A 21,783-nucleotide genomic window follows, 5' to 3' on the forward strand; every position below is an offset into this window, starting at 1 on the left:
AGGATCGCCCCATGGACTGGGAGATCTGGAATCAGGGGCTGTGGGCGCTCGTACCGACGCTGAGCGTCGGAGTCCTCTTCTGGTTCATCATGCGCTCCGTGATTCGCTCCGACCGCAACGAGCGGCGCGCCTACGACCGCATCGAGGCCGAGGAGCGCACGCGCCGGGGCCTCCCGCAGCGCGACGCCTCCTGAACCGGGCACGACCGCAGGTGCGCGCCGCGGCCGGCCCACTGACACGCACGACCGGCGAGGAGACGCGGTGACGGGACCCGACTGGTCGCTGGTGCTCGCCGTGGGGGCGATCGTCGTCGAACTCGTCGTCCGGGTCGTCGCCGTGATCGTCGTCCCGCGCAACCGCCGCCCGACGACCGGCCTCGCCTGGCTGATGGCGATCTTCCTGATCCCCTACGTCGGCATCCTGCTGTTCCTGTTCATCGGGAGCTACAAGCTGCCGCGCAAGCGCCGGCGCAAGCAGGAGGAGATCAACCGCTTCATCCTCGAGTCGACCGACGGCATCGACCGTGTCGCGCGCAACCACCCGTGGCCGCAGTGGCTCGAGTCGGTGGTCACCCTGAACCGCAACCTCGGGGCCATGCCGCTGGTCGGAGGCAATGACGCCAGTCTCCAGGGCGGGTACGAGGAGACCATCCGGGCGATGGCCGACGAGATCGACCGCGCCCGCCGCTACGTGCACTGCGAGTTCTACATCCTCGCGGCCGACTCGACGACGGCTCCGTTCTTCGCCGCACTCGACCGCGCCGTGGCGCGCGGAGTGACGGTCCGGATCCTCCTCGACCACATCGCCTCCATCCGCGTGCCGGGCTACTTCACGGGAACCCGCCGACGCCTCCGCGCGCTCGAGAAGGCCGGCGCGAAGTGGTCGTACATGCTGCCCGTGCGCCCGTGGCGGATGCAGTACCAGCGGCCCGACCTCCGCAACCACCGCAAGCTGCTGATCGTGGACGGCAACGCGGCCTTCATGGGGTCGCAGAACGTCGTCGACTCGAGCTACAACAAGCGCGGCAACATCCGCCGCGGTCTGCACTGGCACGACCTGATGGTGCGCCTCGAGGGTCCGGTGGTGCAGGGCATCAACGCCATCTTCATCACCGACTGGTACAGCGAGACCGACGAGCTGCTGCTGCGCGAGTCGGAGCCGATGGAGGCGCTGCAGAGACGCGACACCATCGACTGCCAGGTCGTGCCGAGCGGCCCCGGCTTCGACGGCGAGAACAACCTCCGCCTGTTCCTCGCGCTGCTCTACTCGGCGCAGAAGTCGATCATCATCACGAGCCCGTACTTCGTCCCGGACGAGGCGATGCTGTACGCGATCACGACGGCGACCCGGCGCGGCGTGCACGTCGAGCTGTTCGTCTCCGAGATCGGCGATCAGGCCGTGGTCTACCACGCGCAGCGCTCCTACTACGAGACGCTGCTGACCTCGGGCGTGCGGATCTGGATGTACCGCAAGCCGACGATCCTGCACGCCAAGCACTTCACGATCGACGACGACGTGGCGGTGATCGGCTCGAGCAACATGGACATGCGCTCGTTCAGCCTCAACCTCGAGGTGTCGCTGATGGTCCGCGGGTCCGAATTCGTCGAGGATCTGCGCCAGGTGCAGCAGGACTACCGCGAGCACTCCCGCGAGCTGACCCTGCGCGAGTGGCGGCAGCAGCCGCTGCGCTCGACGATCCTCGACAATCTGTCCAGGCTCACCTCCGCTCTGCAGTGACACCCCCGGATGGGGCTGAGGCGAGGATGTCTCACGTCTTGTAGGCTCCCGGAGGACGAACGCTCTCCGAACGGTCGTCGTCACGATCGGAGTCGCCACCGTGGTCCCTCGTCCCACCTTGATCAATCCGCTGAGCGTGCCTCTCGGCCCGGGCGGCAGAGCCGTCCGACTGCGAGGGGGCGACGGCGTGGCGGCGCTGCGCCGCACCCTCGAGGTCGGCGTCGATCTCCCCGCGCGGTTCCGGATGGACCTCGCCATCGGCGCCGTCGAGCGGCTCCGCGTCCTGCACGTCGTCTCGACGTCGTTCGCGGCCCGCTGGCCCGCTCCGTCCGCATCCGACGACGCCTCGGCGTTCGTGCTGCCGGTGGAGGGGACGCTCGGCATGGAGTCGGCCGGCGGGCACGTCGCGGTCGACGACGGCGCCCTGGTCCTCTCGGCCGACTCCCCGGCGATCCTCCGCGCTCACCGCGCCGTCCGATTCCTCGTGCTCTGCACCGACGGCTCCGCCTCCGATCGCTCGCGCAGGGTCGAACCCGCGCGCACCCTGCCCGAGTCGCCGCTGACGGCATCCGCGCGGACGATGCTGCGCGCGTTCCTCACCGACCTCGACGTCGACCACGCGGTGCAGGCCGAGTACCTGCAGGGCACCGTGCTGCGGCTCGCCCGCATCCTCGGGGCCGAACGCGAGGAGGAGGAGACCGAGCGGCTCGGGCTGCACGACATGGTCGACGCCGCGATCCAGGTCATCCGGACCGACTACAGCGACCCGCTGCTCGACCCGGGGACGGTCGCGCGCCGCTGCCGGGTGAGCCTGCGCACCCTCCAGCGCGCTGTGGCCGACGAGCGCGGCACCACGCTGCGCGAGCTGATCTCGGCGATCCGCACCGAGAACGCACTCCGGCTCGTGGGCACGGCGGAGGCGGCGGGGCTGCCTCTCAGCGACATCGCGCGACGCTCCGGCTTCTCGTCGCCCGAGCGCCTGCGACGGGCGATCACGACCGAGACGGGGCTCTCGCCGAGCGAGTACCGGAGGCGCCTGCGTCTCGAGGAGCGCGTCGCCGGTTGACGGCCGGCCGACCGCCGCGCAATCCCCTGGCCCGGTCGAGGATCGCGGCGTAGCGTCGGAAACTCCCGGCGTTCCGGTGCACGCGGCTCCGTCCTTCCGCGATGCCCGGCGCGGGGTCGAGAAGGGAACGGACATGACGGCATCCGGAACGACGCGCATCCTCATCCTCGGCGGCGGGTACGTCGGCCTCTACACCGCGTGGGGGCTCGAGAAGCGGCGCGGGGTCACGCCGATCGACGTCACCGTGGTCGAGCCCAACCCCTACATGACCTACCAGCCGCTCCTGCCCGAGGTCGCGGGCGGTCATGTGCAGCCGCGCCACGTCACAGTGCCCCTGGTCTCGGCGCTCAAGCACACCCGCGTCATCCGCGGGGCGATCACGGGTGTCAGCCTGGCCGACCACGTCGCGACGGTCGCTGCGCTCGACGGCTCGACCCGCACGCTGCCGTTCGACCAGGTCGTCTTCGCCCTCGGTGCGGTCACCCGCACATTCCCCACGCCCGGCCTCGCTGAGCATGCCATCGGCTTCAAGACGGTCGAGGAGGCGGCGCACCTGCGCGACCGCGTCATCGAGAACATCGCGCAGGCGGCGCTGACCACCGACTCCGCCGAGCGCCGCCGGCTGCTCACGTTCGTCTTCGTCGGCGGAGGCTACACGGGCGTCGAGGCGCTGAGCGAGCTGCTCGATCTCAGTCGCCGCACGCTCGCCGCACAGCCGTCGCTCTCGATGGGCGACGTCACCTGGCATCTCGTCGAGGCCCTCGACCGGATCGCTCCCGAGGTGGGCCCGGAGCTCTCGGCCTGGACGCTCGACCACCTCCGCTCGCGTGGCGTGCACGTGCACCTGAAGACGACGATGCCCTCGTGCGAGGACGGCGTGGTCGAGCTCTCGAGCGGCGAGCGGATCCCGACGGCGACCATCGTCTGGACGGCCGGAGTGAAGCCCCATCCGATCCTCGACGCGACCGATGCGCCGCGCGGGCCGAAGGGACACGTCTCGGCCGACGCGCGCCTGCGCGTGATCACGGACGACGGCGAGCCGATCCCCGGAGTCTGGGCCGCCGGCGACGGAGCGCAGATCCCCGATCTGACCGCCGAGAAGCAGCCGGCGTACTACCCGCCGAACGCGCAGAACGCGGTGCGGCAGGCGAAGCTCCTCGCGCAGAACATCGTGGCCGACCTCACCGGCGGGGTCGTCGAGGAGTACCGGCACGTCTCGGTCGGCACGGTCGCCGAATACGGGCTCGGCAAGGGCGCGGGGGTCATCAAGGGCGTCAAGCTCCGGGGTCCGCTCGCCTGGCTCGCCCACCGCGCCTACCACGGGGCGGCGATGCCCACCCTCGATCGCAAGTGGCGCGTGATCTCGGGCTGGATCGCCGACGCGGTCACTCCGCGCGACCTCTCGCCGATGAGCGCGATGCAGGACCCCCGGCGCGCTTTCCGAGAGAGCGCGGAGGCCACCGACCGGGCCGCTGCCGAGAAGGCTGCCGAGAAGGCGGCGCCCGAGAAGTCCTGAGCCGGCTGCGTCCCGCGTCAGGCTCGGCGCGGTTTGAGCCTCACGGTCGGCAGCGTCGGCGCGGGCAGGGCTCGGCCGTCGTAGCCCTCGACCGTGCCGAAGGGGCCGTCGGAGGCGCCTCCGGCGATCACGTCCGACTGCCAGCGTTCGCGTGCGGCCGCGACGTCGTCGTGGCTGCGGCCGACGAAGTTCCACCACATCACCAGCTCCTCGGCGAAGGGCTCGCCGCCGATCAGCACGACGCGGCCGCCCGCATCGCCGGCCGTCAGCGCGAGGACGTCGTGCCCGGGTGCGACGTAGGCGAGGTCTGAGCGCTCGACGTCGACGCCCTCGACCGCGACAGGGCCGGAGTCGACGAGCACGCCGTGCTCCCACGCCGGGTCGACCGGCAGCTCGACCCGGGCGCCCGGCTCGAGGTCGATCTGCGCGGCGACCAGGGGCGTGAAGGTGCTCGCGGGCACGGAGGCGCTGAGCATCCCGCCGACGAACACCCGGACGATCGCGCCCGGAAGGTCGACCCGCACTCCGCGGTGGTGCTCGAAGAACGGATCGACGAGCCGCGCCTCCTCGGGCAGCGCGACCCAGAGCTGCACCCCGTGGAGCACGGGCTGCGCACCCGTCGACACCTCGGAGTGCGAGATCCCGCGACCCGCCGTCATCAGGTTCAGCTCTCCCGGACGCACCAGCTGGTGGCTGCCGACGCTGTCGCGGTGGTCGATCTCGCCCTCGAAGAGCCAGCTGACGGTCTGCAGGCCGGTGTGCGGGTGCGGCGGCACGTCCATGCCGGCCTCGTGGCCGAGGCGCACCGGACCGTAGTGGTCCGCGAAGCACCAGGCGCCGATGGTCGAGCGCGAGCGCTGGGGCAGGGTGCGGCGCACCTCGATGGCCCGCGGCCCGCCGAGCGGGACGAGGCGCGCCTCCAGGATCTCGACCGGGGCGCCGCCCGCGGCGGGCTCGGAGGCGACCGGATGCTCGTCCGGATGCCGCTCCAGGTTGCTCATCCGGAAAGTGTATGACGACGCATGGAGCAGTCGCCGGTGCGAGCCGGAGGGACGGGGACCGAACGCCCTCACGCCCAGGGCGAACAGGGGGTCCGACCGGGAGGACCGCTGGTTACAGTCGATCTATCGGAGCCCACCCCTGCGGGTTCTGTAGGGAGTGACAGCATGTTCGAGAGATTCACCGATCGCGCACGGCGCGTCGTCGTCCTGGCCCAGGAAGAGGCCAAGATGCTCAATCACAACTACATCGGCACGGAGCACATCCTGCTCGGGCTGATCCACGAGGGCGAAGGAGTCGCCGCCAAGGCGCTCGAATCCCTCGGCATCTCGCTCGACGCGGTGCGCGAGCAGGTCCAGGACATCATCGGCCAGGGGCAGCAGCAGCCGACCGGCCACATCCCCTTCACGCCGCGTGCGAAGAAGGTCCTCGAGCTGTCGCTGCGTGAAGCGCTGCAGCTCGGCCACAACTACATCGGGACCGAGCACATCCTGCTCGGCCTCATCCGCGAGGGCGAGGGTGTCGCCGCACAGGTGCTCGTCAAGCTGGGCGCCGACCTCAACCGGGTGCGCCAGCAGGTCATCCAGCTCCTCTCGGGCTACCAGGGCAAGGAGCAGGTCGCCGTGGGTGGTGAGCAGCAGCAGCCCCAGGGCGGCTCGCAGATCCTCGATCAGTTCGGACGCAACCTCACGCAGGCCGCGCGCGACAACAAGCTCGACCCGGTCATCGGGCGCGAGAAGGAGATCGAGCGGGTCATGCAGATCCTCTCGCGCCGCTCGAAGAACAACCCCGTGCTGATCGGCGAGCCCGGCGTCGGCAAGACCGCCGTCGTCGAGGGCCTCGCCCAGGCGATCGTCCGCGGCGACGTCCCCGAGACGCTGAAGGACAAGCAGCTCTACACGCTCGACCTCGGCTCGCTCATCGCCGGTTCCCGCTACCGCGGAGACTTCGAGGAGCGCCTCAAGAAGGTGACGAAGGAGATCCGCACCCGCGGCGACATCATCACCTTCATCGACGAGATCCACACCCTCGTCGGCGCAGGGGCCGCAGAGGGCGCGATCGACGCCGCCTCGATCCTCAAGCCGCTGCTCGCCCGCGGCGAGCTGCAGACCATCGGCGCGACCACGCTGGACGAGTACCGCAAGCACTTCGAGAAGGACGCCGCGCTCGAGCGCCGCTTCCAGCCGATCCAGGTCGCGGAGCCGTCGCTGCCCCACACGATCAACATCCTCAAGGGCCTGCGCGACCGCTACGAGGCGCACCACAAGGTGTCCATCACCGACGGCGCGATCGTCTCGGCCGCCAACCTGGCCGACCGCTACATCAGCGACCGCTTCCTCCCCGACAAGGCGATCGACCTGATCGACGAGGCCGGCGCGCGTCTGCGCCTCTCGATCCTCTCGGCACCGCCCGAGCTGCGCGACTTCGACGACCGCATCGCCGTCGTCCGCGCCGCGAAAGAGGCCGCGATCGAGGATCAGGACTTCGAGAAGGCCGCGTCGCTCCGCGACGAGGAGAAGCAGCTGCTCGGTGAGCGCCTGCGCCTCGAGAAGCAGTGGAAGTCGGGCGACGTCAAGGCGACCGGTGTCGTCGACGAGGGCCTGATCGCCGAGGTCCTCGCGCAGGCGACCGGCATCCCGGTGTTCAAGCTGACCGAGGAGGAGTCGTCGCGACTCGTCTTCATGGAGAAGGCGCTGCACCAGCGCGTCATCGGTCAGGAGGAGGCCATCGCGGCCCTCTCGCGCACCATCCGCCGCACCCGCGCGGGTCTGAAGGACCCCAAGCGCCCCTCCGGATCGTTCATCTTCGCCGGGCCCACCGGTGTGGGAAAGACCGAGCTGGCCAAGGCGCTCGCCGAGTTCCTCTTCGACGACGAGAACGCGATGATCTCGCTCGACATGTCGGAGTACGGCGAGAAGCACACGGTCTCGCGGCTGTTCGGCGCCCCTCCCGGATTCGTCGGCTTCGAGGAGGGCGGGCAGCTCACCGAGAAGGTGCGCCGCAAGCCCTTCAGCGTGGTCCTCTTCGACGAGATCGAGAAGGCCCACCCCGACATCTTCAACTCGCTCCTCCAGATCCTCGAGGAGGGTCGTCTGACCGACGGCCAGGGACGAGTCGTCGACTTCAAGAACACCGTCATCATCATGACCACCAACCTCGGTGCGCGTGACATCGCCGGTGGTCCCGTCGGGTTCCAGATCGAGGGCGACAACGCCACCGGCTACGACCGCATGAAGGGCAAGGTCAACGAGGAGCTGAAGAAGCACTTCAAGCCCGAGTTCCTCAACCGCGTGGACGACGTCATCGTCTTCCCGCAGCTGTCGAAGCCCGAGCTGCTCCAGATCGTCGACCTGTTCATCAAGCGTCTGGGCGACCGCCTGCTCGACCGCGACATGACGGTCGAGCTGACGCAGCCCGCCAAGGAGCGGCTGATCGAGGTCGGGTTCGATCCTGCCCTCGGCGCCCGCCCGCTGCGCCGCGCGATCCAGCGCGAGATCGAGGACCAGCTGTCCGAGCGCATCCTGCAGGGCGGGCTCGGGTCGGGAGACCACATCCACGTGGACTTCGTCGACAACGCGTTCGTCTTCACGACGACTCCGCGGTTGATCTCGATCAGCGCCGGTGCGACGACGGGTGCGGCGACCGCCGGCTCTGCGACGCCCGACCTGATGGCCTGATCCGATCTCTCGAAGGCCCGTTCCTCCTCGGAGGGGCGGGCCTTCGTCGTGCCCTTCGCGGGTGGGCGTCCGGTCGCGGCTCTAGGCTGGACGGATGTCCGATTGGAAGTACCCGGTGCGCCGGGCCCGCACGAGCGACGTCCCCTTCATCCAGGAGCTGAGCGAGCCGCTCGTCAACAACCGCGTCCTGCTGGGCAAGGACCGCGTGGTGCTCTACGGGGCGGTGCAGGAGTTCCGGATCGCCGAGAACGGCGACGGCGAGCGGATCGGCTGCGGCGCGCTGCACGTGATGTGGGACGACATCGCGGAGGTGCGCACTCTCGCCGTCGCCCAGGACTGGCTCGGCAGGGGCGTGGGGCACCACATCCTCGAGCGGCTCGAGAACGACGCGCGCGAGCTCGGGCTGTCGCGCCTGTTCTGCCTCACCTTCGAGGTCGACTTCTTCGCCCGGCACGGCTACTCGCCGATCGGAGAGAAGGTCGTCGATCCCGAGGTCTACGCCGAGCTCCTCCGCTCTCCCGACGAGGGCGTGGCCGAGTTCCTCGACCTCGCGCGCGTCAAGCCGAACACGCTCGGCAACACCCGCATGCTGAAGACGCTCTGACGACTCGTGCGTCGTAGCCTGTCCTGGTGACTCCGCCACCCCGCCGCCTGCCCTCCCGGGTCTACCGGAGGCGCAGGGCCGGGGTACTGCTCGCGCTGGTCGTGATCGTCGCCGGGCTCGCGGTGATCCTGTCGTTGCAGCCCTGGGCGGCCGCCGGATCGGGCGGCGGGAGTGAGAGTCCGTCGGCGTCGCCGCTGCCGACCCTCTACCCGTCGACGAACCCCGGGGCGACGCCCGCCGCCGCTCCCGCCTGCACCGCCGCGTCGGTCGCGGTGACCGCGGTGACGGATGCGACCAGCTACGCCGCGGGCGCGGATCCGCAGCTCTCGCTCTCTCTCGCGAACATCTCGAGTGCCGACTGCGTCATCAACGCGGGTACGAGCCAGCAGGTGTTCACCATCACGAGCGGCGCCGATCCGATCTGGACGTCGACCGACTGCCAGACTGGAGCAGCAGACCTCGACGTGCTGCTGAAGGCGGGCCAGTCGGTGACCGGGAGCTCGCTCACGTGGGACCGCACGCGCTCTTCTCCCGACACGTGCACAGGTGGGCGCGAGGCCGTGGCGGCAGGCGGAGCGGCGTACAACCTGTCGGTGTCGGTGGCCGGGATCCCCTCGGGATCGACGACGCAGTTCCTGCTGCAGTAGCCGGGTAGCCCGCCGGGGGGACGTGATCGTTCGACGCCGCGCGTAGCATCGCTGCCATGACGCGGACGCTCGCCGGGATCCTGACTGCGACGATCTCCGGGCGGTGGTCGCGGATCCGCTCGGGGATCGTGCTCGGAGCCGTAGCCGGGTTGCTCGGCGCGACTGCTGCCGCAGCGGCGCCCGCCACCGCGCTGCACGCCGGAGTCGACGACTTCCGGTTCTCGGACTACTCGGCCGTGTTCCGCCTCGGTCGCGATGACGACGGGCGCTCGACGCTGACGACGACCGAGACCTTCGTCGCAGAGTTCCCCGACGCCGATCAGAACCGCGGGATGCAGCGCGCGATCCCGCTCGAGTACGAGGGACATCCGACCGACGTCGAGCTGGTCTCGGTCACGGACGGCGACGGCGCCCCGCGACCGGTCGAGACCGAGAGCGAGGACGGCATCCTCCTCGTCACGAGCGCCGGCGACGACTTCGTTCGCGGGAGCCAGACGTACGTCTTCACCTACACCCAGCGGAACGTCACGCTGCCCGCCTCCGGGACGGACAGCGGAGAGGACGAGTTCTACTGGGACACCAATGGAACGCAGTGGCGGCAGCCGTTCGATCGCTACCTCATCCAGGTCGAACTCGAAGACGGGCTCGCCGGCGCCGCGACGGGGGCGGCGAGCTGCTACCGCGGCGCGGCGGGATCGACCGACGGCTGCTCCGTCACCGAGGACGGGGGCATCGTCCTCGCGTCCGGCGCCGATCTGGCGGCGGGCGAGAACGTCACGGTGGCGGTCGGCTTCGCGCCCGGCACGTTCACCCCGCGCGACGACTCGTACGTCGCCTCCGGCTGGGCCTGGCTCCAGATCGCGGGCGTGCTGCTGTCGCTCGGAGCACTCGTCGCCGCCGTCGTCCGGCGCAGGACGGTGCTCAGAGACGCCCCGGGACGGCCGACGGTGATCGCCGAGTACGAGCCGCCGGCCGACGGGATCCTCCTCTCGGCAGCACTGAGAGGCAAGGCGTCCAAGGCGCCGGCGGCAGTGTTCGTCGACGCCGCTGTCCGCGGACTGGTGCGGATCGAGGAAGTGGAGGGCACGAAGAGCCGGCCGTCCTTCGTGCTGCGCGTCGAGGACGCGGCGGCGCCGCGCCCACGTCGGCCCTCGCCTCCACCGGCCGAGGACGATCAGCGCTTCCTCGACATCGCCTTCGGAGTGTCTCCCCGGCCGGGCACTGTCCGCGACCTGTCCGGGAAGGACAAGGTCTTCGGCAAGGAGGTGTCGGCGCTCCTGACCACGCTTCCCGCCCGCGCGACGGAGGCGGGGCTGCGCCGGGCGGGGACCGTCCCCGGCTCGGTTCTCGTGATCGGCGCGGCGCTGCTCGGGCTGATGGCTGCGGTGGTGGGTGGCGCGATCCTCCTGGACCAGGCGCTCGGCGGTGTGCTCCCGCTGATCCTGCTGCTGCTCTCGCTCGTCGCAGGGGTCGTCTCGACGGTGCTCGTGTCGAAGGTTCCGCTGACGGCGGCCGGGGCCGAGCTGCGCGACCACCTGAAGGGCCTCGAGCTGTACATCCGGCTGGCCGAGAAGGACCGACTCGAGATGCTGCAGTCGCCGACGGGGGCGGACCGCCGCAGGGACGGTGAGGTCGACGTCGTCGAGGTGACGGAGCGCCTGCTGCCGTGGGCGGTGCTGCTCGGGCTCGAGTCGCGCTGGGCCGAGGCGCTCGCCCTGGCCTACGAGCGGTCCGGTGCCGATCCGGTCTGGTACTCGGGGACCGGCGGCTTCCAGGCCGCGGCCTTCGCGGGCAGTGTCTCGTCGTTCTCGTCGTCGGCGTCGAGCTTCGTCGGGTCGTCGACGAGCTCGTCGAGCGGCGGCGCCGGTGGCGGCGGCAGCTCGGGCGGGGGCGGCGGCGGAGGAGGCGGAGGCGGGGTCTAGGGCTTCAGGCGCTTTCTGCGGGTCCTCGCGTCAGCACGCTGCAGGCTCCGAGCGGCGGCGTAGTCGCGCGAGCTCCGGCTCGACAGGGCGAGGAGCACGAGCACGTCGAACGCCACGCTGCCGAGATTGGTCTGCAGGCTGATCGCGGCGCCGCCCTGGAGGACGGCGGTGAAGGCGGTGATCGTGCTGAGCAGGCTCGAGGTGAGCGCGAGGCCGCGGGCGGTGCCGGATCCGCGGAGGACGAGGGCCCCGAGGACCAGCCAGAGCAGCATCGCGGCCAGCAGGGCGGCGACGGCGATGCCGCGCGTCGAGGCCTCGTCGAGGGTGGAGCCTCCCGCGGTGGCCGTGCCGCCGTCGAGCCAGGTCAGATCGTCGAGTGACGCGGCCCCGGCGAGGAGCAGTGCCGCCTGCAGCGCGTAGGCCAGACCTCGCGCGACGAGCATGAGCGCACCGACGCGGGTCGTGGCCGGGCGGCGGAGGCTCGCGGCGCTGTCAGTGCCCCCCGCGAGGACCGCCTCCGCGGAGACGACGGCCGCGTCGGCCGCGAGAGCAGGGGAGCCGGCGGGGACGGTCACCGGGCGCAGATCGACGACGGGGAGGTCGCCGTCGGTGACGATCGAGTCGCCGCCGCCATTGCGGGAGTGATAGCCGGTCGAGAAGTCGCGGATGACGTCGACCGTGACCTCGGGCTGGTGGGTGCGGATGCTCGTGACGATGTGGTCGCGCTCCCGATCGGTGTCGGGCGAGATCTTGTGGGTGACCTGCAGGGTGAAGAGCGAGAGGCCGACGCTGCGGTCGAACGTCCCCGCGGCGATCCACTCCGCCGGGAACCCGCCGGGCAGCAGCCAGCCCTCGGGGCAGCGCCAGAAGCGGACGTGGTGGCGTTTCGCCGGGTTGCCGGCGACCTCCTGCTGGAACGCGACGTCCTGCTGGCGACCGAAGACGAACAGCGGCGAGACGGGGGCCTGCAGGTAGCTGCGCCGGGTGAGGGTCGAGGTGATGATCCGCCGGCTCGTGGCGAGGGTCACCTCGTCGGCGCGGGTCCAGCCGGCGGAGGTCATCGTGTGCACGAGTTGGGTGTCGCTGCCCAGGAGAGCGAGGTTGACGGGGTCACCCAGGAGGCCGTCGCTCGTGCGGGCACGGCCGATGAAGTAGTCGGGGACGTAGAGGTGGGTGAGGATCCGGTGCAGGCGCGGGAGCGCGAGGTAGGCGACGAGCACCCAGACCGCGACGTAGAAGCCGATCTGGGCCCAGCCGGAGCTGAGTCCGTCGGTGACGAGGACGACCGCGAGCAGCACCGCGGCCACCCCGCCGAGGACGAAGAACACCTGGTCGAGGAGCGCGGGGAGGGGGGATCGACGGCGCCGCGGGGGCGGCTCGCCCGCTCCGGTGCTGTCGTTCTCCCTGCCCACGGCGTCAGCCTAGGGGTGGGTCGACCGGCGCCGTCGGCCGCGGAGCCCGATCACGGTGGTATGCCGTCGACGGGCGGCTGCGCTCCCGGCCGTCAGCCGCGGGCTCCGGCGGGGATCCGCTCGGGGACGGGCACCAGGGCATGCGTGATCGCACTCGACAGGGTGAAGGCGCTCGAGTCGAGGTGCGAGGAGTGCCCGAGGCGGGTGGCCTCGTTCGCGCGCTGCTTGGCGCCGGAGGCCGGGCGGATGTCGCCCGACAGGCTGATCTCACCGAACGCGGCGATACCGGGGCGCAACGGCGTGTAGGCGTGGGCGGAGGCGATGGCGACCGCGATGGCGAGGTCGGCCGCCGGCTCCATCAGCTTCACGCCGCCGACGGTCGAGACGTAGACGTCGCAGCGGCGCAGGGGGATCCCGGCCTGGCGCTCGAGGACCGCGAGGATCATCGCGACCCGGGAGGCGTCGACTCCGTTGGTCACCCGGCGGGGGTGGTCGCCGTCGTTGGCGATGACGAGCGCCTGGATCTCGACCGGAAGCGCGCGGCGCCCCTCCATCGCGACGGTGACGCAGATGCCGGGGGTGGGGAAGCGGGTGCGGCTGAGGAAGAGGCCGCTCGGGTCGGGGATCTCGGCGATGCCCTCGGCGGTCATCTCGAAGCAGCCGACCTCGTCGGTCGGGCCGAAGCGGTTCTTGAGCGAGCGGACGAAGCGGAGCGCCGTCTGCCGGTCGCCCTCGAAGTGGCAGACGACGTCGACCAGGTGCTCGAGCAGGCGCGGGCCGGCGATCGAGCCGTCCTTCGTCACGTGACCGACCAGGACGAGGGGGAGCGCCCGCGACTTGCAGACCCGGATGAGGGTGGCCGCCACCTCGCGCACCTGGCTGGGGCCGCCCGGAAGCCCGTCGACGGTGTCGCTCGCGACGGTCTGCACCGAGTCGACGATCAGGAGATCAGGCCGCACCTCGTCGATCTGGCCGAGAACGGTCGCGAGATCGGTCTCGGCGGCGAGGTAGAGGCTGTCGTGCATCGCCCCGGTACGCTCCGCCCGCATGCGGACCTGCGCGGCCGACTCCTCCGCGCTGACGTAGAGGACCCGCTGGCCCTCGGCGGCGGCCCGCGAGGCGACCTCGAGAAGGAGCGTGGACTTGCCGACACCCGGCTCGCCCGAGAGCAGCACGACGGCTCCGGCGACGATCCCGCCACCGAGCACTCGGTCGAGCTCGCCCACCCCGGTCGGCCGGTGGTGGGCGCCCGACGTGGTCGGGATCTGCGTGATCGGCCGCGCCACCCGAGCGGCGGTCGGCGCCACCGCGGCGACGGCTCGGACGAGGCCGGTGCGCTCGGTGCTCTCGACGACCGTGCCCCACTGCTGGCACTCGCCGCAGCGGCCCGCCCACTTGGCGGCGGTCCAGCCGCACTCCGAGCAGCGGAAGGCGGCGGTGCGCGTCTTCGAGGAGGCCATGAGGGTCCTTTCGGGAGCGGGGTGCGGGGAGCGGGATGGAGAGGTGATCGGCGAACGGCGAGCCGGTGGAGTGAGGCTAGGTGCAGCCTCCGACATCGACCGGGATTCGAACGTGTCTTCGACAGTACCGTCGAGTACCGACACGCGGAGGCGCCGCGCCCGGTGCTGGGGAGAACGACGGGGAGTCGGCGTCTGTGGAGTTCTCCCGCTCCCCGAGCGGCGGCCCGGCGGTGTCGGTGGTCTGCGGGAGACTGACCGCATGGCGTCGACAGTGCACCTCCTCAAGTCCGGCCGCTCGCTCGGGGTCTCCTGGTCCGGCTCCGAGAGCGCCGAGCACGTGGTCGTCCTCGCGCATCCCGCGCCCGGTGCGGCCGACTTCGACCCCGATCCCGAGGCGACCGCGCGGCACGACGTCCGTCTCCTCTCGTTCGACCGCCCCGGCTACGGCGCCTCCTCCCTCCTCATCGACCTCGACCCCGCCGGCGCCGGCGTCGGTGCGAGTCCCGAGCAGGCGGCCGCCGACATCGCCGAGTACCTCGCGACCATCGGCGTCGCCTCCGTCGTCGTCGCGGGCTGGTCGGCCGGCGGTCGCGTCGCGCTCGCGCTGTCGGCCAACTACCCGGGCCTCGTCGAGCGCGTCGCCGTCATCGCGACTCCGGCCCCCGACGACCAGGTGCCGTGGGTCGGCGACGACAACCGCGCGATGCTCGAGGCCTGGCGCGAGCTGCCTCTCGCCGAGGCCGTCCGCTCGCTCACCGCGATGCTCGACGGCGCCTTCGGCCCGGCTCCCGACCCGGCGGCCATGCTCGGGATGCTCGGCGCCTCCGAGGCGGACGCGCCGGTCCTCGAGGCGCCCGGCGTCCGCGACCGTCTGCTGCGGATGCTCGAGCGCGCCGCGGCGCAGGGCAACCTCGGCTCGGCCGCCGACATCGTCGGCTACACGCTCCAGGAGTGGGGCTTCGCCGTCGAAGGAGTGTCGTCGCCCGCACTGCTCCTCTACGGCGCCGAGGATGCCACCGTCGGCCGCGTGCACGGCGAGTGGTACGCCGCCCGCCTCACCGATTCGCGCCTCGAGGTCGTCCCCGAGCGCGGGCACCTGCTCGCCGTCTCCGAGTGGGGACGAGTGCTCGACTTCCTGCTCCCCGGCAACGCCTGAGGGTCCCGATTGGCGCCGCTCCCGGCCGTCGCGTACACTCTTTCCCGGTACCGTGTCCGAGCGGCCGAAGGAGCATGTCTCGAAAACATGTGTGGGCTTGCGTCCACCGTGGGTTCAAATCCCACCGGTACCGCCACGAGAAGGCCCCCGCACCTCAGTCACCTGAGGCCGCGGGGGCCTTTCGCATGACGTCCCGCCTTCAGGACGCCGAGGGACCGACGCCCTTCAGAGGGGGCTTCGCGCGGCCTCTCGCAGTGTGCCGAGGCCGGATCGGAACGAGTCCTCGAACCGTCCGAGTTCGAAGTGCGGGATGCCATTCGTTCGAGCGATATCACGCCATCGCTCGAGTGCGTCTGCAACTCGAGTGAGCTCGACCCGAGCGTCGGCGATCGATAGCCTGCAGTCGGCTGCGAGCACCAGCAGCCCGTCGTTCTCCTGGGCGGACACCTCCGCGCCGCCGATCGTCGTCTGCCGGGCGGTCGCCTCGGGGTTCGGGTTGATGTCGAACGCTGGGCTTAATCGCCAACCTCCTCGTGCGCGGAGGAAGCCATGATTCCGCAGATGGTCGTCGGTGTTGTTGAGGCCGACGCTAAGAGCCGCGCGACGGAACAGCTCGTGCGCATCGTCGGTCGCGCTGGCGCTCACTTCGGGGAGCTGCTCGGCGATATCGGCGTAGTCGGCGGTCTCTCCGTCGTGCCGCTCGAGCATGGTCATGGCGCTCGTGTACCCGATGCGGACGGTCGGCCGCGATCCGCTCCGGTCGAATCGATCGAGCAGCAGGACATGGCGGCCGTCGATGCGGGAGAGCCTGCGCGAGGGAACGCGGACGCCCGATGCGGCGGCGAGGTCGAGGGCCGTCGCCTCCCAGGCCATGAGGTCCCATTCGTCGGAGTGGTGCGGGAACTTTACGATGAGCGGATGCCCGTCCTCGTCCAGAACGGACGCCTTCGGCCTGGCGCCGCCCAGAGACCCTGTGCCCGCGGCGAGCAGGATCTTCACGGCCTCGAGATCTCCATCGACGGGATCGCTGACGGCCGAGTCGGCCGCGCGGAGGAGCATCGGCAGGCTGATCAACCGCGGGACCTCGTGGTCGGGGTCGAGGAACGGGCCACGGGGATCGGCGCGGAACCGCAGTGCGCCCTGGCGGGTGACGTCGCTGACCCCGACGAGGAAGTCGACATCGTCGAGAGTCCGGGCACGGCGGGTCTGCTCGCGGGCACGACCGCGTTCCTGCTTCGCGATGAGGTTCCGACCCCACCGGTCCGGTGCGGAGTCGGCGAACGCTCCGGGCAGGCCGGAGGTCTGCTGTGATCCCGAGACGAGCCGTAGGGCTGGATCGATCGCGTAGGCGTCGGGGTCGCCCAGGTAGTCGGCGTCGTACTGGAACGTCGTCGAGGTGAGGGTTCCACGGGGTCGGTGGAAGTGGGCCCGGCCGACGAGCGCTGTTCGGCCGTTCAGCTCGACGTGGACGTCGAGTGCGTCGTGGCCGCTCATCGCACGCGCTTGCGGAGCAGGAGATCGGCGCGTGCCCGGCCGAGGTCGGTGCTGAGCGGGTCGAGCGCCTCCGTCAGGGTGCCGAGAACGCCGAGCGCACGGGCGACGCGGAGCACGGCGGAGAAGCTGACCGTCGGGTCGCCGTGCTCGAGCTTGCGGAGGGTGTCCCGGGTGATGTCGGCCCGATCGGCGACCTGTTCGGCGGTGAGACCGAGGATCCTCCGCCAGCCGGCGAAGTCGTCGCCGATGTCGCGCGCCGACCGGCGGATCACGGACGGCAGTTCACTGGCCATCTCGGCTCCTCTCGGCTATGACGACCAAAGTAGCCCTTATCGAGCCTTGTGGCGACTCTGCCCGCCATTATTCGGCCACCAGGGCAGCGAGTTCGCTGGTCGCCGGGTGGACGCCGCGTGCGCGAGCAGCGTCGCGGCGACTCCGACGGCGACGCCGATCGCGGTCTCGAGGGCGCGGTCGCGGAGGAGGACGAGCTCGTCGGTGCTGTGCGCCAGCTCGACCATGAGGATGGCGAGCGGAGTCACGAAGGCGAGGGTCAGCCCGTAGTTGCGGCCGACGACGAGCTCGGCGGTCATCTGGAGGAGCACCACGACGACGATCGTGCCGAGCGGAGACAGCGGCAGGGCGAGGAGGGCGGCGGCGATCGCGACTCCGACGATCGTGCCGAGCATCCGGTGGCCGGCCCGGACGAGGCGCGCGGTCGCGTCGACTCCCGAGACCGCGGCGACGGCCGACACCATCGCCCAGTAGGGGTGGCCGAGGCCCGTCGCGGTGGGGACGGCGCCGGCGATCAGCACGACCGCGCCGAAGCGGAGCATCGCGGCGCGGGTCGCCGGCCGGGCCGCCACCGCGCGGAACGACGTGCGCCACGGGGTCGGTGCCAGGCGACGGGCGCGGGGCGACGCGACGCCGCTGACTCCGACGAGCAGCGCGAAGGCGGCGGCGCCGGCGGCCAGGGCGAACGCCTCCGGGATCCGCGACGGCGCGACGGGGACGGAGGCGCACGCGGTGACGGCGAAGACGGGGAAGAGCGGGCCGGGTGGGTGCCAGTGCAGGGCATCGCTGAGGTAGGCGCCTCCGGCCGCGACGATCGTGACCACCGGGATGATCAGCCACTCGCGCTGCGGAGAGAGGGCGACGGCGGTGCCGATCGTCACCATCGCGACGAGGTAGGCCGCTGCCGAGAGCTGCATCGCGAGCCGCGGGCGGTGGGTGTGCTGACGGCCGTACAGGGCGGTGAAGGAGCCGAAGGTCGCATACAGGGCGAGGTCGGTGCGGCCGATCGCCCAGAGCAGGAGGAGCGGGATAGCGATGGAGACACCGGCACGGAGGGCGACGCGGTGGGCGCCGGCGTGCGGGCCGAAGGCGATCAGCTCACGGGGGTGGGGCAGGGCGGTGGAGACGGGCATCGAGATCCTCGGGTCGTGGGATCCGAGCGGCGGCGGTCGGCAGGATGCTTCACGCGTGAAGCACTTATACTTTACCCGTGAATGATCAGAAGCGCGACGCCGTCGACGACATCCGGGCGGGATGGGCGGTCCTGCGCCCCGAGCTCGACACGAGCCCGGTCGACGTCGTCGGGCGACTGATGCGCGCCTCCGCCCTGATCGTCAGGGCGACGGAGGAGCGGCTCGCCGCGTTCGGGCTCACGCGCGGTGAGTTCGACGTGCTGACGACGCTCCGCAGGGCGGGAGAACCGCAGTCGCCGACCGTCCTCCGCACGATCGGGCTCGCCTCCGCCCCCGCGATCACCAAGCGCGTGCACGCGCTCGAGAAGCGCGGGCTGGTCGCGCGGTCGGCGAATCCGGCCGACGGACGCGGGGCGCTGATCGCGCTGACCCCGGCGGGCGCCTCCCTCATCGATCTCGCGTTCCCGGAGGTTCTGGCGGTAGAGCGCACGCTGCTCGCCGCGGTCGAGCCGGGCGCTCACGAGGAGGCGGCGCGCTCCCTCCGCGCCGTGCTCGCGAGCGTGGAGGCGGCCTCGACGCCGTGACGGCCGCGGCTACCGTGGACTCATGCGCCTGACCTCGAGCTTCACCGTGGCCACGCGACCGCCGCTCCTGCAGCTGGTGAAGACGGCGGCCGCCACGGTGGTGACCTGGATCGTCGCGGGACTGATCTTCCCCGAGACGCTGCCGGTGTTCGGCGCGATCGCGGCCCTCCTGGTCGTGGCGCCGAGCGTGAACCAGTCGTTCTCGAAGGCGATCGAGCGCAGCGTCGGCGTGATCGTGGGCGTCGTCGTCGGCTCGCTGATCGGCACGCTCTTCGGGGCCGACAGCACGATCGTGCTCCTCGCGATCGTGGCTGCGATCGCGGTGGGCTGGGCGATCCGGCTGACTCCCGCCTCCGCAGTGCAGATCCCGATCAGCGCGATGCTCGTGCTCTCGGTGGGCTCGGTCACGCCGAACTACGCGTTCGACCGCATCATCGAGACGCTGATCGGGGCGGTCATCGGAGTCGTGATCAACGGAGCGATCGTGCCGCCGGTCACGCTCGCGCCGGCCGAGCGGGCGGTGGGCGATCTGACCACGCAGGTCGCGGCGGCCCTCGACGATCTGGCCGACGCTCTGCAGGCGCCGGTCGCACGGGCCCGTCTCGACGAGCTGCTGATCAACGCGCGGCTGCTGCAGACCATGCAGCAGAAGGCGGAGGAGGCGATCGCGACCGGCGAGGAGTCGCTGCGGCTGAACCCGCGCCGCTCGGCCCATCGCGACCGGCTCGTGGCCCTCGACGAGGTCACGCCCCGCCTCGCCCGCATCGTGACGCGGGTGCGCGGGATGACCCGCACGGTGCACGACCTGTACGACGTGGACCTGGTGGGCGAGCCGACGATCGCGGACATCGCGGTGCAGCTGCACCGGGCGGCGCACGATCTGAGACTGCTCGTGCAGTCGTCGGTCGCGGTGCCCGAGCCGGAGCCGATCACGGACGAGCTTCCCGCGCTCACCGCACCGCTGGTGATCGCGACCCCCCACCCTGAGCACTGGATCCTGATGGGGGCGCTCGCCGAGGACCTGCGGCGCATCCGCGAGGAGATCGTGGGCGAGGAGTCCTGACGGGTCAGGACGTCTCTGCGTCGTCGTGCAGCGCGGCGGGGTCGGTGGCCTCGGCGTGCTGCGTCTTGCCCTCGGCGATCAGCGAGTCGTCGTCGAGGAGGACGCCGGCGAGCTCGGTCACGCGCCCGCGGACCGCGCCGAGCGGATCGGCGATGGGAGCGTCCTCCTGCGATCGGTCGATCTCGTCGTCGGGGAAGCGCTGCAGCTCGGCCTCGCTCCGGTCGGGCTGGGGGGCGCGGGCGTGCTCCACGCAGAGGCGTGCGACCTCTTCGGCGTGCCCGTGCATCACGGAGTGGGCGGCGTCGGGGATCTCCCACGAGCGGGCGTGCGGGATGGCCTCGGCGATCTCCTCGACCCACTCCCGCGGCACGAGCCGGTCGTGCTCGCCCCGGATGACGAGGGTCGAGGCGCGGATCCGCGGAACCGTCTGCTCGATCGGGTAGCGCATCATCTCGGGCAGCACCCGCGAGAACCAGCGCGGGCCGCAGAGGAGGTAGGCGGCCGCCGCGAGGATCGCGAGCTTCGGCGGCTCGCGGACGCTCGACTGCGCGAAGCGGAGCGCGGCGATCGGAAGCCGGCGCTCGTGGCGGTTCATGACCGGCCCCAGCAGCACGATCGTGGTGAGCTCGGGCCGGCGCGCCGCGAGCTCGGCGACGACCTGGGTGCCCATCGAGTGCCCGAGCACGACGGGGTCGACCAGCCCGAGCTCGTCGATGACCGCGCCGACGAGCTCGGCGTAGTCGGCGATGCTCATCCGCTCGGCATGCGGCGGATGCGGCACCCCGCCGAAGCCCGGCAGGTCGAGGGCGTGCACCGGACCGAACTCGTTGAGCGCGGGGGCGAGGCGCTCGAAGTAGGTGGCAGCGACTCCGATCCCGGGTACGAGCACGAAGGTGCGCTCACCTCTGCGACCGACGGTGCTCACGCGCGCCCAGACGCGGCCGTGGTGCACCCGCTGCACCGAGACGTCGGTGAGCGTGAGGCGTCGTCTCGGATCGCGCCGCCGCGAGCGCGTGGTCGCGAAGACGTCGCGCGCTCCGTTGCGCAGGCTCGCGGCGAGGGTGCGGAGGGGTCGGCCTGGTCGGGGCATGGGCGCCTCCTCTGATCTCGGCGGGGGATTCGGTCGGGAGCGAGCCTAGAGCCGCGTCGACGCGCTCAGATCAGCATCTCCTCCGAACGGTGGAGAACGAGGCGGGCCGGGCCGAGGTGGAGGACGCCGTTGGTGAGGGGCGTGCTGCGGATCCCGCCGCGCCTCCGCATCGCCTTGTGCGCCCCGGGCGCGAGCGAAACGTTCATCCAGGCGCAGGGGTTGGCGGGCCGGCCGCCCTGGAACTCGATCCGCTCGCCGGCCTGCTCGAGGGCGAACGTGCGGCCCGCGAGGGCGTCGATGTCGGCGCCTCGGACGACGATGTTGCGGCGGGTGTCGGCCGGATCGAAGGGAGGCGCGCCCAGCTCGGCGGCGACGTGCTCGAGCGACTCGATCGCGAAGAGGGTGACGGCGGCGGTCCGGTGCGCCCGCTGCGCGAAGTAGCGGTCGCCGACGATGCCCAGGCCTGCGCGGATCTCGATCCGCTCGGGCTGCTCGTTGCCCTCGGAGGGGATCGGGCCGTCGGCGGGGCGGCCCTCGAAGCGGTGCAGGGGAGAGACGACGAAGCGCACGAGCTCGATCGCGGCGGCCTCCATGGGTGCCACGCTACGCGGCCGCCCCGTCCGGTGTCGGCGGGGGATCCAGATCTCGCCGAGGGAGCCGGTTCTCGCGGTGTCCCGGCGAGAACTGGTTCCCTCACCGGGGCCGCTGCCGATTCGCGGAGGGGACGTCCGCCATGTATAGTCGTACCTCGTTGCGTGCGCCCCTCGGGCCGCGCGATGGACTGCGCCCGTAGCTCAACGGATAGAGCATCTGACTACGGATCAGAAGGTTGGGGGTTCGAATCCCTCCGGGCGCACTCGGAATCCAGGCCCTCACCGGCCTCGGAGCCACCGAGTACTGGTTGAGACAGTGCCACTCGCGAGAGTGCTGA

At 71.4% G+C, this 21,783-nt stretch carries 19 protein-coding genes and 2 tRNA genes; 13 read left to right on the top strand and 8 right to left on the bottom strand.

The window, feature by feature from the left end:
* The first annotated feature begins 11 nt into the window (after positions 1 to 11).
* From ASG06_RS08520 to ASG06_RS08535, 4 genes are all read left to right on the top strand, one after another.
* Entirely contained in the window at positions 12 to 194 is a 183-nt protein-coding gene (locus ASG06_RS08520; RefSeq protein ID WP_056041038.1) for a hypothetical protein, read from the top strand.
* Between the two features lie 67 nt (positions 195 to 261).
* Positions 262 to 1,737 (top strand): cardiolipin synthase, encoded by a 1,476-nt coding sequence (gene cls, locus ASG06_RS08525; protein ID WP_056041040.1) that lies wholly within the window; start codon positions 262 to 264, stop codon positions 1,735 to 1,737.
* Between the two features lie 187 nt (positions 1,738 to 1,924).
* The gene (locus ASG06_RS08530; RefSeq protein ID WP_156465934.1) at positions 1,925 to 2,803 is read left to right on the top strand and encodes an AraC family transcriptional regulator; all 879 of its coding nucleotides are present in this window, start codon (positions 1,925 to 1,927) and stop codon (positions 2,801 to 2,803) included.
* Between the two features lie 133 nt (positions 2,804 to 2,936).
* On the top strand, positions 2,937 to 4,319 hold the full coding sequence (locus ASG06_RS08535) for an NAD(P)/FAD-dependent oxidoreductase (protein WP_056042468.1): 1,383 nt from the start codon (positions 2,937 to 2,939) through the stop codon (positions 4,317 to 4,319).
* A gap of 17 nt (positions 4,320 to 4,336) precedes the next feature.
* Here the strand turns inward: ASG06_RS08535 and ASG06_RS08540 are convergent, their stop codons facing one another.
* Positions 4,337 to 5,320, bottom strand: coding sequence for a pirin family protein (locus tag ASG06_RS08540; RefSeq protein ID WP_056041043.1), 984 nt, complete (start codon positions 5,318 to 5,320; stop codon positions 4,337 to 4,339).
* Positions 5,321 to 5,485: 165 nt separating this feature from the next.
* On the opposite strand from ASG06_RS08540, the gene ASG06_RS08545 reads away from it, so the two are divergent.
* From ASG06_RS08545 to ASG06_RS08560, 4 genes are all read left to right on the top strand, one after another.
* Entirely contained in the window at positions 5,486 to 7,996 is a 2,511-nt protein-coding gene (locus tag ASG06_RS08545) for an ATP-dependent Clp protease ATP-binding subunit (RefSeq protein WP_056041046.1), read from the top strand.
* 94 nt (positions 7,997 to 8,090) lie between these two features.
* Positions 8,091 to 8,600, top strand: a complete 510-nt coding sequence (locus ASG06_RS08550) for an amino-acid N-acetyltransferase (RefSeq protein WP_056041048.1) — start codon at positions 8,091 to 8,093, stop codon at positions 8,598 to 8,600.
* 26 nt (positions 8,601 to 8,626) lie between these two features.
* A complete protein-coding gene (locus ASG06_RS08555; RefSeq protein ID WP_231727665.1) occupies positions 8,627 to 9,247 on the top strand; it encodes a hypothetical protein in 621 nt (206 codons plus the stop codon).
* Between the two features lie 56 nt (positions 9,248 to 9,303).
* Complete coding sequence (locus tag ASG06_RS08560) at positions 9,304 to 11,169, top strand: DUF2207 family protein (RefSeq protein ID WP_056041058.1); 1,866 nt, start codon at positions 9,304 to 9,306, stop codon at positions 11,167 to 11,169.
* Here the strand turns inward: ASG06_RS08560 and ASG06_RS08565 are convergent.
* Both ASG06_RS08565 and radA read right to left on the bottom strand, forming a co-directional pair.
* On the bottom strand, positions 11,166 to 12,581 hold the full coding sequence (locus tag ASG06_RS08565) for an LssY C-terminal domain-containing protein (protein WP_082499079.1): 1,416 nt from the start codon (positions 12,579 to 12,581) through the stop codon (positions 11,166 to 11,168). The genes ASG06_RS08560 and ASG06_RS08565 overlap by 4 nt on opposite strands.
* Before the next feature lie 92 nt (positions 12,582 to 12,673).
* The gene (gene radA, locus ASG06_RS08570; protein WP_056041060.1) at positions 12,674 to 14,041 is read right to left on the bottom strand and encodes a DNA repair protein RadA; all 1,368 of its coding nucleotides are present in this window, start codon (positions 14,039 to 14,041) and stop codon (positions 12,674 to 12,676) included.
* A gap of 259 nt (positions 14,042 to 14,300) precedes the next feature.
* On the opposite strand from radA, the gene ASG06_RS08575 reads away from it, so the two are divergent.
* Positions 14,301 to 15,197: an alpha/beta fold hydrolase gene (locus ASG06_RS08575; protein WP_056041062.1), complete on the top strand. Its 897-nt coding sequence runs from the start codon at positions 14,301 to 14,303 to the stop codon at positions 15,195 to 15,197.
* A 46-nt stretch (positions 15,198 to 15,243) separates the two neighbouring features.
* Positions 15,244 to 15,333: transfer RNA gene (locus ASG06_RS08580), tRNA-Ser, on the top strand.
* Between the two features lie 89 nt (positions 15,334 to 15,422).
* On the opposite strand, the gene ASG06_RS08585 is transcribed toward ASG06_RS08580, so the two are convergent.
* The 3 genes from ASG06_RS08585 to ASG06_RS08595 are packed head-to-tail and all read right to left on the bottom strand — an operon-like array spanning position 15,423 to position 18,115.
* Positions 15,423 to 16,691, bottom strand: a complete 1,269-nt coding sequence (locus ASG06_RS08585) for a type II toxin-antitoxin system HipA family toxin (RefSeq protein WP_056041064.1) — start codon at positions 16,689 to 16,691, stop codon at positions 15,423 to 15,425.
* Positions 16,688 to 16,984, bottom strand: a complete 297-nt coding sequence (locus ASG06_RS08590) for a helix-turn-helix domain-containing protein (RefSeq protein WP_056041066.1) — start codon at positions 16,982 to 16,984, stop codon at positions 16,688 to 16,690. The genes ASG06_RS08585 and ASG06_RS08590 overlap by 4 nt, the downstream gene beginning before the upstream one ends.
* A 36-nt stretch (positions 16,985 to 17,020) precedes the next feature.
* Entirely contained in the window at positions 17,021 to 18,115 is a 1,095-nt protein-coding gene (locus ASG06_RS08595) for an FUSC family protein (RefSeq protein WP_056041068.1), read from the bottom strand.
* Positions 18,116 to 18,192: 77 nt separating this feature from the next.
* Here ASG06_RS08595 and ASG06_RS08600 point away from each other — a divergent pair, with 77 nt between their 5' ends.
* Positions 18,193 to 18,699 (top strand): MarR family winged helix-turn-helix transcriptional regulator, encoded by a 507-nt coding sequence (locus ASG06_RS08600; RefSeq protein ID WP_056041070.1) that lies wholly within the window; start codon positions 18,193 to 18,195, stop codon positions 18,697 to 18,699.
* A gap of 22 nt (positions 18,700 to 18,721) precedes the next feature.
* Entirely contained in the window at positions 18,722 to 19,762 is a 1,041-nt protein-coding gene (locus ASG06_RS08605) for an FUSC family protein (protein ID WP_056041072.1), read from the top strand.
* A gap of 4 nt (positions 19,763 to 19,766) precedes the next feature.
* Here the strand turns inward: ASG06_RS08605 and ASG06_RS08610 are convergent, their stop codons facing one another.
* Entirely contained in the window at positions 19,767 to 20,852 is a 1,086-nt protein-coding gene (locus ASG06_RS08610; RefSeq protein ID WP_082499081.1) for an alpha/beta fold hydrolase, read from the bottom strand.
* A gap of 65 nt (positions 20,853 to 20,917) precedes the next feature.
* Positions 20,918 to 21,445 carry an MOSC domain-containing protein gene (locus tag ASG06_RS08615; protein ID WP_056041074.1) on the bottom strand — a complete coding sequence of 176 codons (528 nt, stop codon included), beginning with the start codon at positions 21,443 to 21,445 and terminating at the stop codon, positions 20,918 to 20,920.
* A gap of 190 nt (positions 21,446 to 21,635) precedes the next feature.
* Between ASG06_RS08615 and ASG06_RS08620 the strand changes: the two genes are divergently transcribed.
* Positions 21,636 to 21,708 (top strand) — tRNA-Arg (locus ASG06_RS08620).
* The last annotated feature ends 75 nt before the right edge of the window (positions 21,709 to 21,783 follow it).

It is taken from the genome of Rathayibacter sp. Leaf185, assembly GCF_001423885.1.
Taxonomy (GTDB): Bacteria; Actinomycetota; Actinomycetes; order Actinomycetales; family Microbacteriaceae; genus Rathayibacter.

What these genes read in the sequence shown, in the direction of transcription:
- ASG06_RS08520 (WP_056041038.1), top strand. Translation starts at nt 12, where the DNA reads ATGGACTGGGAGATCTGGAATCAGGGGCTGTGGGCGCTCGTACCGACG.
- ASG06_RS08535 (WP_056042468.1), top strand. Translation starts at nt 2,937, where the DNA reads ATGACGGCATCCGGAACGACGCGCATCCTCATCCTCGGCGGCGGGTAC.
- ASG06_RS08540 (WP_056041043.1), bottom strand. Translation starts at nt 5,320, where the DNA reads ATGAGCAACCTGGAGCGGCATCCGGACGAGCATCCGGTCGCCTCCGAG.
- ASG06_RS08545 (WP_056041046.1), top strand. Translation starts at nt 5,486, where the DNA reads ATGTTCGAGAGATTCACCGATCGCGCACGGCGCGTCGTCGTCCTGGCC.
- ASG06_RS08550 (WP_056041048.1), top strand. Translation starts at nt 8,091, where the DNA reads ATGTCCGATTGGAAGTACCCGGTGCGCCGGGCCCGCACGAGCGACGTC.
- ASG06_RS08560 (WP_056041058.1), top strand. Translation starts at nt 9,304, where the DNA reads ATGACGCGGACGCTCGCCGGGATCCTGACTGCGACGATCTCCGGGCGG.
- radA (WP_056041060.1), bottom strand. Translation starts at nt 14,041, where the DNA reads ATGGCCTCCTCGAAGACGCGCACCGCCGCCTTCCGCTGCTCGGAGTGC.
- ASG06_RS08575 (WP_056041062.1), top strand. Translation starts at nt 14,301, where the DNA reads ATGGCGTCGACAGTGCACCTCCTCAAGTCCGGCCGCTCGCTCGGGGTC.
- ASG06_RS08585 (WP_056041064.1), bottom strand. Translation starts at nt 16,691, where the DNA reads ATGAGCGGCCACGACGCACTCGACGTCCACGTCGAGCTGAACGGCCGA.
- ASG06_RS08590 (WP_056041066.1), bottom strand. Translation starts at nt 16,984, where the DNA reads ATGGCCAGTGAACTGCCGTCCGTGATCCGCCGGTCGGCGCGCGACATC.
- ASG06_RS08595 (WP_056041068.1), bottom strand. Translation starts at nt 18,115, where the DNA reads ATGCCCGTCTCCACCGCCCTGCCCCACCCCCGTGAGCTGATCGCCTTC.
- ASG06_RS08605 (WP_056041072.1), top strand. Translation starts at nt 18,722, where the DNA reads ATGCGCCTGACCTCGAGCTTCACCGTGGCCACGCGACCGCCGCTCCTG.
- ASG06_RS08610 (WP_082499081.1), bottom strand. Translation starts at nt 20,852, where the DNA reads ATGCCCCGACCAGGCCGACCCCTCCGCACCCTCGCCGCGAGCCTGCGC.
- ASG06_RS08615 (WP_056041074.1), bottom strand. Translation starts at nt 21,445, where the DNA reads ATGGAGGCCGCCGCGATCGAGCTCGTGCGCTTCGTCGTCTCTCCCCTG.